Annotated in this window: 13 protein-coding genes; 4 read left to right on the plus strand and 9 right to left on the minus strand. The window is 64.5% G+C overall.

The window, feature by feature from the left end:
- Positions 1–86 precede the first annotated feature (86 nt).
- The 3 genes from EH209_RS22455 to EH209_RS22465 all read right to left on the minus strand — a co-directional run bounded on the left by EH209_RS22455 (position 87) and on the right by EH209_RS22465 (position 4,105).
- Positions 87–470 (minus strand): hypothetical protein, encoded by a 384-nt coding sequence (locus tag EH209_RS22455; RefSeq protein ID WP_126665037.1) that lies wholly within the window; start codon positions 468–470, stop codon positions 87–89.
- A 303-nt stretch (positions 471–773) separates the two neighbouring features.
- A complete protein-coding gene (locus EH209_RS22460) occupies positions 774–2,891 on the minus strand; it encodes a bacterio-opsin activator domain-containing protein (RefSeq protein WP_126665038.1) in 2,118 nt (705 codons plus the stop codon).
- Between the two features lie 383 nt (positions 2,892–3,274).
- Positions 3,275–4,105, minus strand: coding sequence for a hypothetical protein (locus tag EH209_RS22465; protein WP_126665039.1), 831 nt, complete (start codon positions 4,103–4,105; stop codon positions 3,275–3,277).
- Positions 4,106–4,255: 150 nt separating this feature from the next.
- Here EH209_RS22465 and EH209_RS22470 point away from each other — a divergent pair, with 150 nt between their 5' ends.
- A complete protein-coding gene (locus EH209_RS22470; protein ID WP_008895610.1) occupies positions 4,256–4,645 on the plus strand; it encodes a CopG family transcriptional regulator in 390 nt (129 codons plus the stop codon).
- 76 nt (positions 4,646–4,721) lie between these two features.
- On the opposite strand, the gene EH209_RS22475 is transcribed toward EH209_RS22470, so the two are convergent.
- Positions 4,722–6,338 (minus strand): cobyric acid synthase, encoded by a 1,617-nt coding sequence (locus EH209_RS22475; protein ID WP_126665040.1) that lies wholly within the window; start codon positions 6,336–6,338, stop codon positions 4,722–4,724.
- A gap of 557 nt (positions 6,339–6,895) precedes the next feature.
- Here EH209_RS22475 and EH209_RS22480 point away from each other — a divergent pair.
- Positions 6,896–8,134, plus strand: coding sequence for an orc1/cdc6 family replication initiation protein (locus tag EH209_RS22480; protein ID WP_126665041.1), 1,239 nt, complete (start codon positions 6,896–6,898; stop codon positions 8,132–8,134).
- A gap of 159 nt (positions 8,135–8,293) precedes the next feature.
- On the opposite strand, the gene EH209_RS22485 is transcribed toward EH209_RS22480, so the two are convergent.
- From EH209_RS22485 to EH209_RS22495, 3 genes are all read right to left on the minus strand, one after another.
- Positions 8,294–9,757, minus strand: coding sequence for a hypothetical protein (locus EH209_RS22485; protein ID WP_126665042.1), 1,464 nt, complete (start codon positions 9,755–9,757; stop codon positions 8,294–8,296).
- A complete protein-coding gene (locus EH209_RS22490) occupies positions 9,754–10,533 on the minus strand; it encodes an ABC transporter ATP-binding protein (RefSeq protein WP_126665043.1) in 780 nt (259 codons plus the stop codon). Before EH209_RS22490 ends, EH209_RS22485 begins: the two co-directional genes overlap by 4 nt.
- Positions 10,534–10,637: 104 nt before the next feature.
- Positions 10,638–11,324, minus strand: a complete 687-nt coding sequence (locus tag EH209_RS22495; protein WP_126665044.1) for a cob(I)yrinic acid a,c-diamide adenosyltransferase — start codon at positions 11,322–11,324, stop codon at positions 10,638–10,640.
- A 123-nt stretch (positions 11,325–11,447) separates the two neighbouring features.
- Between EH209_RS22495 and EH209_RS22500 the strand changes: the two genes are divergently transcribed.
- The gene (locus EH209_RS22500) at positions 11,448–11,813 is read left to right on the plus strand and encodes a helix-turn-helix domain-containing protein (RefSeq protein WP_126665045.1); all 366 of its coding nucleotides are present in this window, start codon (positions 11,448–11,450) and stop codon (positions 11,811–11,813) included.
- Between the two features lie 146 nt (positions 11,814–11,959).
- Entirely contained in the window at positions 11,960–13,657 is a 1,698-nt protein-coding gene (locus EH209_RS22505; protein WP_126665046.1) for a hydroxysqualene dehydroxylase, read from the plus strand.
- A 34-nt stretch (positions 13,658–13,691) separates the two neighbouring features.
- On the opposite strand, the gene EH209_RS22510 is transcribed toward EH209_RS22505, so the two are convergent.
- Both EH209_RS22510 and EH209_RS22515 read right to left on the minus strand, forming a co-directional pair.
- Positions 13,692–14,966, minus strand: coding sequence for an FAD-dependent oxidoreductase (locus tag EH209_RS22510; RefSeq protein WP_126665047.1), 1,275 nt, complete (start codon positions 14,964–14,966; stop codon positions 13,692–13,694).
- 93 nt (positions 14,967–15,059) lie between these two features.
- Positions 15,060–15,485, minus strand: a complete 426-nt coding sequence (locus EH209_RS22515; RefSeq protein WP_126665048.1) for a CBS domain-containing protein — start codon at positions 15,483–15,485, stop codon at positions 15,060–15,062.
- Positions 15,486–16,229: the final 744 nt, after the last annotated feature.

Below are 16,229 nucleotides of genomic sequence, written 5' to 3' on the forward strand. Positions count from 1 at the left end.
GCTCTCGCGGCCGACGGCCAGTTCCTATCGGTTCACATATTCGCCGCTTATCGGCGGCCCGCCGCAGCTGTCACAATCAGCGGCGACTACTTCGGCAGCGAACCGTTCGGGACCGGCCGCCGCGTGTCGACGACGCGAGCGCCGCGGTCGTCGATTCGGAGCTCGATCCACGCGGGAAGGTTGTCGGTCGGCGTCAGCAACAGCAACGAGCCGTCGCTCGTTTCCACCAGCCGTCGGTCCGGATCGCGCTGTCGCATGCACGGCGTCCAGCGGTCGGTTCGAAGCCGCCACCTGAGCTGCCAGTGGGTGTAGTAGCGACCGTTCGATCCCTCGTAGAGGCCCTTGACCGGTACGTCCGGCATCATGTCCGTGTACCCTCCCCCGAGCGGCGGCCGCTCGCCGCCGGAATACTCGTCGTTCCCATCGTAGTCGGAGGGGATCGACGCGTTCGCATTGTCGCTCGGGTTCATATAGCCCTCTTTTAACATCTCGTGAGTATCGGCGTTCGTGACGTATTCGCATCGACGTTCGGCGGGAGTCGGGAGCAACGAGCGCGTCGACGGCCGGGCAGTGTCCGCAGTCGAGTGACGACCCGCTATGCCGTCTCTCCGCTCCGTCCCGACGGGCTTGATAGCAAGATCGGCTTTCGGTTCGACACACCGGGTTTCCGGTGAACGAATGGCGGCGATCGATCGACGATCGGCACCGCTGAGCGCTCGGGATCGGAACCGTCGCGTGCTTGCTCAGCGGTGCCGCCGGTCAACCGCCGCCGCTCAGGACGGCTGCGGGCCGCCGCTGGCTTCGAAGAACTCCTCGAGGACCGCCTTCATCCCCTTCCGGAGATGCTGGTGCATCGTCGGCGGCGAGACGTCCATCGCCTCGGCGATTTCCTCGCCGGTGCTCTCGCGGGGCCACTCGAAGAAGCCGCTGTAGTAGGCGAGTCGCAGCGTCGTCAGCTGTCGATCGGTCAGTTGGTCGAAGATGCGATCCCGCCGCTGGGCGGCGGTTCGAACCGGGCGGTCGATCTCGCGGCGCGCGGCGAGTTCGGTGTTCTCGTAGATCACCGTCAACGCCTTCGCGATCTCGCGGACGTTCGCGTCCTGCGAGACCTCGATCAGACAGGTTCCGACGCCGTCTTCGACGGTGACCTCGCGGAACGTCGCGCCGTGGTTCGCGAGCGTCTGGACCCCCGACTTCGTGAGGCGAATCTCGATCGAGCAGTTCTCGCCGCCGTCGTGAATGAGCCGACAGTTCTCGATCGACGGATGTGCCTCGGCCTCCTCGAGGACGGTCTCGCCGTCGAGGCCGTCGATCGTGACGTACTGGACGGTACGGCCGTCCGTCGTCGTCCCGGCCCACTCGAGCGAGACGGTACAGTCGTACCGCTCGGTGAGGTCGAACGAGAAGGTATCGCCGCCGTCGATTCGGAACTCGAGTTCGACGACCGTGTCGGAAAACAGCAGCTGGCGGTTCTTGACGGCCATGATCGTAAAGCCGATCGTCTCGCCGAGCAGGCCGAATCCGGATCGCTCGCTCTCTCCGAAGGCGTCTTCGCGGCCCGCGAGGACTGTCAGCACGCCGTAGACCGAGTCGTTGTGACTGATCGGAGCGACGATCGCGGACCGGACGCCGTCCGCCCGGGCGGCAGCCCGAAGCGGTTCGGGTATCGAATCGCTCGTCGGAATGTTCGTCTCCGTTTGGATCCTGCCGGTCTCGACGGCCTGCTGGACCAGACACGCGTGGCCCTCCTCGAGTTCCGTCGCGCGGTCGAGGTACGCGTCCACGTCGCCGGCGCCGGTTCGGAAGGCGAGGGTCCCCTCGCCCGTCCGCTCGGTGATCCAGGCCCCGCAGTACAGCTCCGACTCGACGAGCTGGTCGCAGACCTCCCGTTCGATGGCCTCCCGGGAGGGTGCCTCGACCAGCGTATCGATCACCCGCCCGACGACCGCGCTGATCCTGTTGAGCGTCTCGAGTTCGTCCCGTCGCGATCGCAGCTCCCGCTCCCGCTGCATCCGCTCGGTAATGTCCCTGGCGAGCCAGACGACGGCGTTCCGGCCGTCGATCGGTTCGTCGATCGGGACGACCCGCCCCTCGTACCGTCGGCAGCCGTCGGTCGTTCTCGCCTCGTACTCGATCGACTGGACGTCGCCGGTCCGGAGCGTTCGATCGACACACGCCTGCAACTCCGCGGCCCTGTCGTCGGGAAACACTTCCGTGAGGTTCTTCCCAGGCAGTTCGTCGGCCGTCGTCGTGTAGAGATCGGCGGCGTCGGGCCGGATCTTCGCCTCGAGGTAGGTGCCGTCGGCGGCGATGACGAAGGCCTCGTCGGGCAACTCGTTCGCCAGGATGCGGTGGTACTCGCCGGTCGATTCCGTCGACGGCTGACTCTCGACCGGGGCTGCGGAGACGCCGACCGCCGGGCCTGCACCGTTCGCCGCCGTGGCGGACGTCGGTTCGCCGGCGGTCTCGCCGGCGTTGACTGCCCTGCCGAACGTACGGATCGCATCGACGATCCGCTGGACCGGGTCCCCGTCGCCGTCGAGGGGCGCGTACTCGTCGGCGCCGCCCCGAAGCGCCGCCGCCGCGAGCGTCTCACCGCCGGTCGGCGGGGCGACGATCGTCGGCGGGTTCGGCCACGCCTCGAACAGCCGTTCGAGGGCGGTCCGCACCCGTTTGGGACGCTCGAGTTCGAGGACGATCCCGGCGGGAACCGACGGCTCCGCGTCGGACTCGCTTTCCCCGTCGAAGACTGACTCAAGATTGTCCTCGAGGGCCGCTGGCGTGATCGATCGAACGCCGGCCGGAGATGCTTCGCAAAGCCGTCCCTGGAGCGACTCCGAGTGAGACGCCGAGATGTGTACGATCGGACCGGAACGGATCTCGGGGGACATTTGATGTTGGAACGCGGATTTCGTGACCGCCTGAAAGCGTCACTTCAGGAAAAGATTTGCGCGGAATAAAAGCGTACTGGTACTGGATATCCTGATCGGTTACGACGTCCGCACAGCAACCGCCGCGTTCGATGGCCGCCGCGATTGGTGTCTAGACGGAGTTGTTCTCCTCTCCGTCGCTCGACGATAGTTCGCTGCCGACGGGCCGCCTCGGACCGTTCACCCGTCCTCCCGTAATGAAGTACCGCTGGCATGAACACCGTCTACACATTCTAAACAGTGCACACATTCTAAACGGTGTAAACCCGGAACTACACGTTTAGAACGCGTCTGCTGCGTAGATCCGCTGTCTTCCCGACTCAGCAAAAACCCCCTCGACCCGATTAGAGTCGGCGCATGAACTTCGGCAGGATCCCGCGCTCGCTCGAGTCGGACGCGGCGGCCGGTTCGGCACCCGGGTGGTCGAACTCCGCCCCGTCTTCGGCGGACTCGGAATCGTCGAACACGTTGGCGCTCGTTCCCCCTTGGCCGGCCGTCTGCTGCCCGGTTGCGTTCTGTCCGGACGCCGACTGCCCGGCGGTGTTCGGTCCGGCGGGACTCGAGGCGGTTTCCGCGGCCGCTCCCGTTTCCGCTCCGCCGGCGGCTGCCTCGGGATCGGCGACGCCGCCACCAGCGGTTTCAGCACCGGGAGCGTTGTCGTCAGCCGGCGATCCCGCACCGATTTCGGTCTCGAGGATGGCGTCGAACTCCTCCTGGGTTCGCGGACCGAAGTAGAAGGGCTGATCGGGCCGGAGGTACTCGCGGAACTGGAAGTTGGCGTACCCCGCCCCGGCCAGCGCGAGGACGACCAGCGGTTCGACGCCGATCAGGGTGGGGCCGGCGGTCAGGATGACGAGAAAGACCGATAGCGGCGAGTAGACGTAGTAGGCGAGCAGTCGAAACCAGGTGGCGACGTAGCCGTCGATGACGTAGGCATACAGCCCGTAGGCGCCGACGGCCAGTCCCGCGTCGGCGTAGATGGAGACCAGCAGGCCGGCTTCGCCGGCGACGAAGATGTGGATGTGCGTCGCCAGCGCCCCCATCAGGATCGTCGTCCGGTTGACGTACGTCTCGTCTAACGCCATGCCGACGACGAGCACCGCGATCTGGATCAACGGCGCCGCTAACCACCAAGGGAGGGAACTGAGGAGGAACCCGAGGGACACGTCGATCACAGCTGTTCGTGTGGAGGGATCCGTCCCGCGTCCTTTAACGTTCGTCCCGTTTCGAGATTCGATACGAACGCCGAGTCTGTCGCCGATTCTTGTAACGGGACGTACAATTCTTCGAAACAATCATTAGCCCGCAGCGAACACCGTAACGGTATGGCCAAAGATACCGTCAGGTACCCAGACGAGGTCGTCGAGACGATCGACGAACTGGTCGACGACGGTATGTTCGAGAGCAAATCCGAGTTCTACCGCTTCTCCGCGGAGTACGTCCTCACGCTGCTCAACAACGATCACGAGGTGAAGACGTTCAACTTCGACGAGATCAAGACCGAACTCGACATCTCCGAGGAGGATCACGCGAAGGCGCTGGGTGCCGACGGTGGAACCTTCTTCCTCGACGCCGTGATCACCGTTCGTAAACACGGGCTTCGAGGCGACTACGAGGCCGCCGAGCGGTTCATCGACACCCACTACGAGTCGACCGATCAGGAGTGTATCATCCTCGAAGAACTGCTCGGAACCTACCGTTCGGAGCCGACGTAACCCGACGCGAAGCCGTCGTTGTGCCGACTCCGTCCTGTCGCCCGTAGCGATTCGCTCGATCGCCCGCGACTCGAACTCACGAATCGAACGGCGGACCGAGCGCCTCGAGATCGACGTGTTCGCCGACCAGTTCCGCGGCGCGGTCGTACGGTGTCGATCCGGCCGTCTCACCGTTGCGACGCGGGCGATCCACTCCCGCCTCCGACGCGACAGCCTCGAGAAACGCCGTTCGGACCGCCTCGTTGTCGAACAGGCCGTGGAGGTACGTCCCGAGCACCCGTCCGTGGGCCGCGCTCGAGTCGCCGAGCGGTCGGACGATTTCTTGGGCTTTCTCCTCGAGCACACGCGTCCGTCCGGCGTGGATCTCGTAGCCCGACGCGGTGCCGTCGGCGCCGGAAAGCAGCGGCGACGCTGACCCGTCGACGGGGACCGTCGTCTGCTCGACGCGCTTGGTCCCCTCGAACCGCGTCTCGACCGGCAACAGCCCGAGTCCCTCGACGACGGCGTCGTCGCCGGTCCCCTCGAGATCCGCGTTCGTAATCCGTTCCCCGAGTAGCTGGTAGCCGCCGCAGACGCCGACGATCGGCCCGTCGAACGCCGCGAGCGCGTCGGCGAAGCCGGCCTCGTGGAGCGCCAGCAGGTCGTCGACCGTGTTCTTGGTTCCCGGGAGGACGATCGCGTCGGCGTCGACGGCTGCGAGGGGATCAGTACTGGCTGTCGCCCGCTCTTCAGTCGCCAATTCCGCGTCGACCGGCACGAACGCGACCGAGACGCCCGGCGCCGCGGCCAGCGCCTCGAGGTCCGTCGCGTTCGAAATTCGGGGGAGACGGGGGACGGCGACCGTGAGTCGGCGTTCGTCGGGAACACCGTCGTCGTCGCCCAGCACGCCGCGCTCGCTTTTCGACGGGAGGCCGACGCTGTCCTCCTCGGGCAGGCCGGGATCGTCGTACGGGAGGACGCCCAGGATCGGCACGCCCGTCTTTGACTCGATCTCCTCGATACCGGGCTCGAGCAGCGACCGGTCGCCGCGGAACTTGGTGATGACCGCGCCGACGACCCGCTCGCGTAGCGAGTCCGGCAGGAGCTCGATGGTGCCGTAGAGGCTGGCGAAGGCCCCGCCGCGCTCGATGTCGACCAGCAGGAGGATGTCGGCGTCGGCGAACTGCGCAGTTTCGACGTTCGCGAGGTCCCGATCGTGGAGGTTGATCTCGCCGATGCTGCCGGCGCCCTCCGCCACGATCACGTCGTGGTCGGCCGCGAGTCGCCGGTAGGACTCCTCGGCGGCCTCGCGGGCCTCGTCCCAGAACTCCTCGTAGTACCGGCCGGCCGGGACGTGTTCGTGGGCCCGTCCCTGCAGGACCAGTTGGCTCTCCCCGTCGCCGCGGGGTTTGAGCAGGACGGGATTACAGTCGGTCGTGGGCGTGACTCGAGCCGCTCGAGCCTGGACGAACTGGGAGACGCCGATCTCGCCCCACTTGTCGACGTCTGGTTCGTCGCTCTCGTCGGTGTCGCTTCGGTCGTCGCCGGCCGCTGCTTCGGGTCGAACGACCACTCGAGCGTTGTTGCTCATGTTCTGTCCCTTGAACGGGGCGACCGAAACGCCCCGATCGGCGAGCAGTCGACAGAGTCCGGCGGCGACCGTCGACTTGCCGACGTGGCTCGCGGTCCCGGCGACGAGCAGCGTTCTGGTCATTCGCGTTGATCCCTACTCACGCTCGATGGCCTATCGTCCTATCGATTCGACGTATCCCGGTTCCGCGACCGACCGCGTGACGCTCGATCCCACAGGCAGATTCTTTCGGTAGCCGAGTGAGGAGTGCGGAAGTCATATCCTCGGATGTCCCGAGAGCTCTCGGTTTTGATTGGGGACGGAGACACACCACCCATTCATTCGTTATCACTCGAAAACCGGCATAATCATCGAACCCCACCCACCACCAATTCAAACGTAATACGGAAGAGCAGAGTGACTATCTGCCATTTTGCCCTCTTTTCTCCTCGATGGATAGCCTAGTCGAATAACATACCACCAATTCAAACGTTCTCAAAGAACTAGCACTACGGATTCTATTTTCCCCAGACTACATAAATATTTTCTATACTATATGCTATATTATTTGAGGGGCTGCTCTATCGCACTCTAACGATTGAATGGGTGGTGTGTCTCTGTCCTCAATCGACAGTAACGAATGAACCGTTTGCAACGTTCGAACCAATTGTTTTATTGGGCAGTAAAATAGCTAACATATAATGACGCTCTTCGAGCGGTCCGAAGCTATTTTCGAGGATGAAAACGTCTTGCACGACGATTATCAGCCCGAATCGCTCGAGGAACGCGACGACGAAATCGAGCAATACACCGCGTACCTACAGCCTGTCATCAACGGTTCACAGCCTCGAAATATTTTCCTCTACGGGAAGACTGGTGTCGGCAAGACAGCGGCGACGAAATATCTTCTTCACCATCTCGAGGAGGACGCAAAACAGTACGATGACCTCTCAGTCACCACTGTCTATCTCAACTGCGAGGATCTGACTAGTAGCTATCGCGTGGCCGTTGCACTCGTCAATACCTTACGGGATCCGTCTGATCAAATCAGTCGAACTGGGTATCCGTTGAACGCGGTCTACGAAAAGCTGTGGACGGAACTCGACCGAATCGGTGGGACGATTTTGATCGTTTTAGACGAAGTCGATTACATTGGCGACGACGATTCGATCCTCTATCAACTTCCGCGTGCTCGCAGTAACGAGAAAATAGAACGCGCTCGAATCGGGATTATCGGGATCAGCAACGATTTCAAATATCGAGAGAAACTCGATCCGCGCGTCGAAGACACGCTGTGTGAACGCGAACTACACTTCCCGCCATATGACGCGAACGAACTCCAGAACATTCTCGAACGACGTGCAACGTTAGCGTTCAAAGACGGCATTCTCGAGGAAGATGTTGTTCCGTTGTGTGCAGCGTTTGCCGCGCAAGATAAGGGAAGTGCCCGTCAAGGACTTGACCTCCTTCTCGAGGCGGGTGATCTAGCCCGTCGACGAAACGATTCTATCGTTACAGAAGATCACGTTCGCGAGGCGAAACAGTTGCTGGAAAAGCAGCGGATCGAAGAGAGCATGAAAGAGTTGACCTCTCACGGACATCTCACACTCTTGGCTGTAGTCGCATCGACGATTGCGGAACCGTCTGAAGTGCCATTTCAAAAGCAACGACTTTACGAACAGTATACCGATCTCGCGGTCGCGACCGACCGTGATCCTCTCGGCGGCAGGGCGTTTCACAATCACTTAGCCGAACTCTCGATGCTCGGGATTCTCGATCGAACGAAGCGTAACGAAGGCAGGAGTGGTGGGATATACTACGAATATCAGGTCGATGTTTCGATCGATGGTGCGCTTTCGACACTGGACAATTTGCATTTGAGCGGTAGTCTGAACCTCGACTCACTCTGGGAAACCGCGGAGGAGCAGGGGCTCGTGTAACCGTCGAAATAGTCGGAGTAGGATTCACCACACACCACCCATTCAAACGTTTCCCACCTCGCGTTTGATATCTATTTTGGCGGCTCTAATGGTCTAAACTGCCGGTCTTCACGTGCAACGGTGGAGTGTCTTATCGACGAGTTCGAACCAATAATTCCGCTATTCGTTTCGAGACCGCTGCTCCCACCGCGGTCCGGCACGACTCGAGAGCACCATCCCAACAACACCGAACCCGATTCCGGCCACCCCCAGTGCCACCGCAACGCTCCCAGTGGGCGGCACCACGACGAACCCGGTCACCAGCGTTGGAACGAGCGCGACCCCCACCCCGAGCGTGAACAGCGAGAACCGCACGGCGTCGAAGAGGAACTCGTTGGGATCGAAGCCGGCGATGTAGACGGTCAGCCCGTAGTAGTACAGCGCGTAGCCCGCCAGCAGGATCGCGCCGACGACCGCGTCGACGAGCGTCGCTTCGAACCAGATCACGGCCGCGAGGTACGGCACCGCGACCGTCGGTGCGCCGACGAGGACGAACGCGACCCGTTTCGCCCGGAAGACGTCGTCGATCGAGACGGGGTAGGCGAGGTAGGCCTCGAGCGAGTCGAACTGGGTCAGCCAGTTGTACGTCGTAAACGCGGTCAGTCCCAGCACGCCGCCGAAGAAGATGCCCGGCGCCGGCGCGATCCCGGTGATCGAGTCGACGACGCCGACGAGCGCGGCCACCAGCGCCAGCAGGATGGCCGCGGAGACGAACGGTTTCATGACGCCGCCGGACGACCGGGCCAGATCGAGCAGTGTTTTCGAGACGAGCGCGCTGTCGGCGCCGATCGCCTCCACGGGAAGCGCGTCGCTGAGGCGGGCGAACCGATCGCTGGCGGTCCGCGACGGCCGGCCGTAGGTCGGATCGTACAGGGCGAGCGACGCCGCGCCGACGACTCCGGTTCCGACCGCCAGTCTGAGCACACTGGCTGGTCCCCCCTCGATCGGCACGAACGCGTTCCAGACGGCCCCGCCGGTTCCCGTCAGCCACGCCGCGCCGGCGACGACGACGATCGCGCCGGCGATAGCCCACGTCGGCACGTCGCGGGTCCGGACCGCGATCAGCGCGACAGTCAGAGCCATCCCGGCGGCGAACGCCAGCGACAGCGAGAGCCACAGCGCCCCCACCGCGGCCGGCGCCGCTGCGAGACGGTCGACCAGTACGGCGTTCGAAAGCGCCATCGGCAGGACGAACGCGACCGCATAGAACAGCGCGTCCTTCAACAGGAAAACGCCCAGCAGGCGCCGCCGGGACAGCGGAAGCGTCGTTGACGACGAGAGGATCAGCGAGAGTTCGCCGAACACGTTCTCGAGCATGTCGGAACCCGCAAACCCGGCGGTCCCGCTGTAGAGACCGAAGCCGAGCGCGAGGACGTGAAGCCCCGTCAGAATCGTCCCGTCCGCGGTCCCCGTCTCCCGTAGGGCGACCGTCGCCCCCACCGCGAGGGCGGCGATGACCCCCGGGAAGAGCGCGAACCGCCAGCCGCCGAACAGCTGGGTGTGCAGCCGCCACTCCTCGCGGAAGAGCACGCCCAGCAGCCGCCGCGTCGAGGGTCCCGATCGGTCGGTCGTCGCCCCGCTCATGCGTCGATCTGCTCGAGCGAGGGCAGGTCTCGAGCGTCCTCGCTCTCGACGCGCTCGAGGAACACCTCGAGGAGCGATTCGTCGTTGCCGGTCTCGCCACCCACACCGTCGCCGTCTCCGGTGAGCGACCGCTCGGTCACGATTTGACCGTCGGCGACGATGCCGACCCGCGTACAGATCTCCTCGGCGACGTCGATGTTGTGCGTCGAGACGAAGACGGCGTTGTCGCCGGCGGCGTAGGAGACGAGGAAGCGCTTGACCTGCTCCTGGACCAGTGGATCGAGGTTCGCCAGCGGCTCGTCGATGAAGACCACGTCGGGCTCGTGGAGGAACGCCTGCGTGATCATCACCTTCTGCTGTTGGCCCCGCGAGAGGTCCGTGTGAAGCGTGTCGAGTTTGTTCTCGAAGCCGAGCCGCCGGGCCCAGTCGGCCGTCCGCTCGGCGACTCGGTCGGAATCGAGGCCGCGAACGTCCCCGACGAACTCGAGGTACTCCCGCGGCGTGAGGAAGCTCGGCGGCGACTGTTGCTCCGGCAGGATCCCGACTCGCTCCCTGGTTTCGATCGGTTCGGTCGCCGGATCGGTCTCGAGAACACGAACCGTCCCCGCGTCCGGCTGAATCTGGCCCGTCAGCGTTCTGATCGTGGTCGTCTTGCCCGCGCCGTTGGGGCCGAGAAACCCGTACAACTCCCCGCGCTCGACGGTGAAACTCATGTCGGCCACCGCCTCGACGGCTCCGTAGGACTTCCCCAGCCCGTCTACCCGAATTGCACCCATTGAACGTCGATCCGTTCTCAGGAATTGATATTAATTGTGTTGGTAGGAGAATAGTAACACGGTCGCCAAACCGACGGTTTCGCTCGAGCGGCCGCTGTTGCCGCTCAGAACTCAGTTCCGCGCCGCGCCCGCTGGCCGTCGTCGATCGGGTGTTTCACTTTTCGAACGTTCGTGATAAGATCGGCGCGGTCCTCGAGGTACGTCGGCTCCGCGTGGCTCCCAGAGAGCACCAACTCGAGGCCGTCGGGTTTCGCGTCGATGAGGCCGTGGACGTCGTCCTCCGAGAGCAGGCCGCGATCCGCGGCGTAGAGCACCTCGTCGAGAATCAGCATGTGCATTCCCGCTTCCGGCTCCGCGTCGAGACTGATCGGCGCGCCGAGGTCGGTCTCCCCGGCCGCCTCGAGCAACTCGTGGGCGCGCTCGAGGCCCGCCTGGGCCTGGGCCGCGTGATCTTCCTCGTCGCTGCCGTCTTCCATCCCGTGCCAGCCGTAGTGGCCGAGGTTCTCGTAGCTGATCCCCGGCAGCGCTGCGATGGCGTTGTACTCGCCGCGGACGGCGTCGACGCTCGAGGCGCCGCCCTTCATGAACTGGAGCATGTGCACGCGGTAGCCGTGACCCGCGGCGCGCATTCCCATGCCGAGCGTGGCCGTCGTCTTCCCCTTCCCGTCGCCCCACCAGACCTGTACGAGGCCGAACTCCTCGGGCGCCGCGGGTTCGATCCGTTCCGGTTCGGGCGTCCGTCCCTGTCCCGGTGTGTTCTCGACCGTCGAGTCGGGCGTCTCGTCGCTCATACGCGGCCCGTCGGGCCGATCCTACATGTAGTTGACCCACCCGTCGCGGCTCGCGGCCGACACATCCGGTGCTTTCGGGACCAAACGTGTCTTTAGGCTTCGCTTCTAACGTGGTCGCAGTCCATGCCACTCGAGTTCTCATCGTCCGAGGACGCCGCCGATCTCGCGGGCGTCGTTGCCGCGCTGGACGATGCTGACTGCCGGGAGATCATCGCGATTCTCGAGGCGCCCAAGACCGTTCCCGAGATCGCCGAAGCGGTCGATCTCCCCCTCTCGACGACCTATCGAAAACTCGATCGGCTGACCGACGCCGGACTCGCCAGCGAGACCGTCGGCGTTCGACGGGGTCGCCACCACGCGTCGCGGTACGTAGCGACGTTCGATCACATCGGTATCGGCCTCGACGACAACCACGAGTTCCGCGTCGATATCGACTGCTCGAACGACCAGTCGCTCGGCATCTGGTCGAACGTGCACGAGGAGTTTTGAGCGTAAGCGCGCCGGTCTCCAGTCTCGATCCGATCCTGTCTGACGGGCCGTCGACGGCTCGACAAACGACGCGAGACCCGCGCCTGTCGTCGACCCACCGTCGTTAGGGACGCCGTTTACTCCGCTGGCGACCCCAGTCTCGACCGATGCCAGACGTTGCCGTACTCGGCGGCGGAATCGGCGGTCTCACCGCGGCCCAGGAACTCGCCGAGCGGGGGCTCGAGGTGACGGTCTTCGAGGCCACCGATCGCTTCGGGGGCAAGGCGCGATCGATTCCGATCGACGACGGACCGGCGCCGTTACACGGCGAACACGGCTTCCGGTTCTTTCCGGCGTTCTACCGCCACGTCATCGACACGATGGATCGCATCCCGGACGGCGACGGCACCGTCGCGGACAACCTCGTCGAGACCGAAGCGACCCTCGTCGCGAGCGAGACCGGCCCGGGGCGGATCGCCGATACCCGAACGCCGGACACCGTGAGGGGCTGGCTCGAGGCGCTGCGCCCGGCGTTCGCCGAGGACCTGCCCGCCGACGACGTTCGGTTCCTGCTCGAGCGGCTCCTGTACTTCCTGTCCGCCTGCGAGCGGCGTCGAATCGAGGAGTTCGACGACATCTCGTGGTGGGAGTTCATCGACGCTGAGAACCGCTCGCAGGCGCTTCGCGACCGCCTCGCCTTCGCGACGCAGTCGCTGGTCGCGTTGCGCCCGCAGGTCGGCAGCGCCAGGACGATCGGCGCAATCTACCTGCAGTTGCTGTTCGGCCAACTCGATCCGACCCGCCCCACGGAACGGATCCTGAACGCGCCGACCAGCGCGGCCTGGATCGATCCGTGGGTGTGCCACCTCGAGTCCCTCGGCGTCGAATTTTGGCCGAACATGCCGATTCGGCGACTCGAGTTCAATGGTCGCCGCGTCACCGGCGCCCTCGTCGGCTCCGAGCGCGACGCCGACGGGCCGTCTCCCGAGCGGATCGAGGCCGACGACTACGTCCTCGCCGTCCCCGTCGACGTCGCGCCCCGGCTGCTCACTCCCGAACTGACCCGAACCGCGCCCGCACTCGGCCGGATCGAGCGCCTCGACACCGCCTGGATGAACGGGATCCAGTTCTACCTGACCGAAGACGTCGCGCTGTCGCGGGGCCACCAGGTCTACGCCGACGCTCCGTGGGCGCTGACGTCGATCTCCCAGCGCCAGTTCTGGTCGGGATCGGACTACGACCTCGAGGACCGCGACGACGAGGTCGCGGGCGTCCTCTCGGTGATTGCCTCCGACTGGGAGACGCCGGGAATCCTGTACGAGAAGCCAGCCAGACGGTGCAGCCGCGAGGAGATCGCCGCGGAAGTCTGGGAACAGCTGAAAACCCACCTGAACGGACCCGACGAGCGGCTGCGAGACGACATGCTCGTCGACTGGTTCCTCGACCCGGCGATCGTCGAGACCGGCGGTGCGTCGGAGACGCAACGGGAAGACGGCGACGCCGTCGCCACCGGTGTCGAGAACCGCTCGCCGCTGTTGATCAATACTGTCGGCTCGCTGCGGAATCGGCCGCCCGCCGACGTCGGCGTTTCGAACCTCGCGCTGGCCGGCGACTACATCCGAACGAACGCCGATCTGGCCTCCATGGAATCGGCCAACGAGGCCGGTCGCCGCGCGGCCAACGCCGTCCTCGAGCGCCGCGGCGTCCGCGCGTCGCCGGCGCGAATCTGGGATCTCGAGGAACCCGTCGTCTTCGACCCGCTCAAACGGGAGGATCGGGTTCGCTACCGGCTCGGACTCCCGCATCCAGCAGAAGTGACCCAGTCGTTGCGGACGGTCACGCGCGGGCTCGTCGGCGGTCGCTGACGCGATTCTATAGGTCGCGGCCGATACCGACGTGTCAGCGACCGGCACCGACGAGATCCGCGTCAGTCGGCCCCTGCCCGTCGAACTCGCGGACGTACTCGTCGAGTGTCGACGGATCCGACGCGCCCGGGAGTTCGGTCGTCGCGGTGGCCGACTCGGCGTCGACGCCCAGTCGATCGCAGACGAGATCCGCGGTCGCCTCGGCCATCCGGCGGTAGGTCGTCAGTTTCCCGCCGACGATGCTGGCGAAGTTCTCGACGCCGTCGGAACCCAGCGCCGATGAGGACGTCCGCTCGTTCCCGTCGGCGGCGTGATCGAGCAGGTGAAAGCCCCGCGAAATTCCGCGTCCGCCCCGAGCGGCCTCCTCGGGTTCGTACAGCGGCCGCACGCCCCACCACGTTCGAACCCGTTCCGCCTCGGTAACGGCCGGGAGGATCGTCGCGCACTCCTCGATCGTTCGCTCGATTTCCCAGTCGGCCCGCTCGTAGTCGTCCGGATCGTCGACCGGAACGCTCGTCGTTCCCAGCACGGCCTCGTCCTCGTGGGGGACGACGATGTCGCCGTCGGCCGGGTCGCGACAGCGGTTGAGGACGGGCTCGAGGCCGTCGTACTCGACCGAGACCATGACGCCCCGCGCCGGGCGCATCGGGACGGTGACGCCGGCCATCGCCGCGATTCGGCCGGCGTGGGCGCCCGTCGCGTTCACGACGTACGTCGGCTCGAGGGTCCTCCCGGCGTCGCCGCCAAGCGAGACCGACGCGATGCGGCCGTCGTCGACGGTTATCTCGGTGACGGGCGCGTGCGGCAGGATGTCGGCGCCGCAGTCCCGAGCGGCCGCCGCGTTGGCCGCGACCAACCGCGACGGGACGACGACCCCGTCGGGAACCCACATCGCGCGTTCGACCTCGTCGCTGAGTCCCGGAACCGCGTCTCGAGCCGTCTCACCGTCGATCACGTCGACCGGAATTCCGACGTCCTCGCAGGCCGCGCGCTTTGCCTCGAAGTAGTCCGGGTCGTCCTCGGCCAACTGGACGAACAGCCCGCGGGTCTCGCGGACGCACGCGCCGCCGATATCGCGGAGGATGCGGTTCTCCTCGAGGCACTCGCGGGCGCCCTCGGGATCGCTCTCAGCGTAGCGGGCGCCGCTGTGCAACAGGCCGTGCGAGCGTCCGGAGGCGCCCGCCGAGAGTCCGTCGCGTTCGGCCAGCGTCACGTCTACGCCCCGCAGCGCGAGGTCCCTGGCGAGTCCCGTGCCGGTCGCGCCGCCGCCGATGACGAGGACGTCCGGATGGGTCGATCGACTGTTCATAGTCGGACCACGTGCTCGAGCGGGAGGTACCTTTCACAATCGGACGGCGGACGAGCGACGCGAGACGTCCGGAGGCTGAAAAATCGACGGTCGCTACGGACTGTAGTCGGGTGACTGGGCTTCGATCGTGTCGGCGACGTTGTCGAGTTCCTCGCCAATTGTCGCGATCAGGTCGTCCAGCGTCGCGATCCCGGCCAGTTCGCCGTCGTCATCGACGATCGGGAACCGGCGCACGTTGTGCTCTTTGATCGCTTCCGAAATCGCGAGCGGATCGTCGTCCGCGTGAATCGTCGTCGGATCCTCCGTCATGATCTCCTCGACCGAGAGCGAGCCGACGTCGTCGTGGTCGTGGATCGCGAGCGCGGCGTCGCGGTCGGTGAGCATTCCGATCGGTTCGTCGTCCTTGGTGACGACGATCGCGCCGACGTTTTCGTTCTCGAGCGTCTGCGTGGCCTCCTCGAGGTCGCTGTCGGGGCTGGTCGTGACGACGTTTTCGGGGCCGAGTTTTCCGATTGACATGATCCGTCGGAACGGACGCCGAGAAGGGTATTCAATCTGGACCCTTCGAGTGAATACAGACCGAGTCAGCCGCGCTGTGGTGGCGGCGGGTCTCGAGGGAGACACCACCATACGGCGACTACAGCCGTTGTACGGCAGCTACTGGCGAACAGCGCCCGTCCGAAGAAATGGTGACAGCCGAGGATTGTAGCATGGTGTCAGGGTCGGGTACCGGCGTGTCGTGGGATCCACAGAGGTACAGTGTCACAGGACCACGATGGATACGTCGCGGTTATCGTTCGTCTCGGTATATGTTATCGCCACTCTGACAGAAGTTATGATACATACAATAATAAAGCCTTTTGACCGAGAAATAATTGTGATATAGTGGGTATTAGGGCACGAATATCTGGAAAACTCGAATATAATGGGGTACATTGAATTCAGGGTCCGAGAAGACTTCTTCAGTGGCTGTTTTCCAAATTGGACTCCGGGCGGCTGCTCTCGGGACGATTCTGTTTCAGCCGATCTGACAGGAGAACCCAGTCGTTAGTGAGTGTGAGAGCCACGTCACGGACACAAAATCGGACTCGAGGTCGTGGCTGGGATGGTCGCAACGACGTTTTCAGGAGTAGGTCTCCCGGTGAAGATTGATCACGATCGTCGGTGACGGAAGTGTCTTTCGAACTAACTAGTTGCCCTGCCTTCCATCTCTTCTGCATAATGTGTGTTATTTTGACCTATCTGAGTACAAACTTTTCTTGC

The organism is Haloterrigena salifodinae, assembly GCF_003977755.1.
GTDB classification, from domain to species: domain Archaea; phylum Halobacteriota; class Halobacteria; order Halobacteriales; family Natrialbaceae; genus Haloterrigena; species Haloterrigena salifodinae.

Bases quoted from the DNA above. Each gene is read 5' to 3' on its own strand.
- EH209_RS22515 (WP_126665048.1), bottom strand. From the start codon at position 15,485: ATGTCAATCGGAAAACTCGGCCCCGAAAACGTCGTCACGACCAGCCCC.
- EH209_RS22505 (WP_126665046.1), top strand. From the start codon at position 11,960: ATGCCAGACGTTGCCGTACTCGGCGGCGGAATCGGCGGTCTCACCGCG.
- EH209_RS22510 (WP_126665047.1), bottom strand. From the start codon at position 14,966: ATGAACAGTCGATCGACCCATCCGGACGTCCTCGTCATCGGCGGCGGC.
- EH209_RS22490 (WP_126665043.1), bottom strand. From the start codon at position 10,533: ATGGGTGCAATTCGGGTAGACGGGCTGGGGAAGTCCTACGGAGCCGTC.
- EH209_RS22475 (WP_126665040.1), bottom strand. From the start codon at position 6,338: ATGACCAGAACGCTGCTCGTCGCCGGGACCGCGAGCCACGTCGGCAAG.
- EH209_RS22460 (WP_126665038.1), bottom strand. From the start codon at position 2,891: ATGTCCCCCGAGATCCGTTCCGGTCCGATCGTACACATCTCGGCGTCT.
- EH209_RS22455 (WP_126665037.1), bottom strand. From the start codon at position 470: ATGAACCCGAGCGACAATGCGAACGCGTCGATCCCCTCCGACTACGAT.
- EH209_RS22480 (WP_126665041.1), top strand. From the start codon at position 6,896: ATGACGCTCTTCGAGCGGTCCGAAGCTATTTTCGAGGATGAAAACGTC.
- EH209_RS22485 (WP_126665042.1), bottom strand. From the start codon at position 9,757: ATGAGCGGGGCGACGACCGACCGATCGGGACCCTCGACGCGGCGGCTG.
- EH209_RS22470 (WP_008895610.1), top strand. From the start codon at position 4,256: ATGGCCAAAGATACCGTCAGGTACCCAGACGAGGTCGTCGAGACGATC.
- EH209_RS22495 (WP_126665044.1), bottom strand. From the start codon at position 11,324: ATGAGCGACGAGACGCCCGACTCGACGGTCGAGAACACACCGGGACAG.
- EH209_RS22500 (WP_126665045.1), top strand. From the start codon at position 11,448: ATGCCACTCGAGTTCTCATCGTCCGAGGACGCCGCCGATCTCGCGGGC.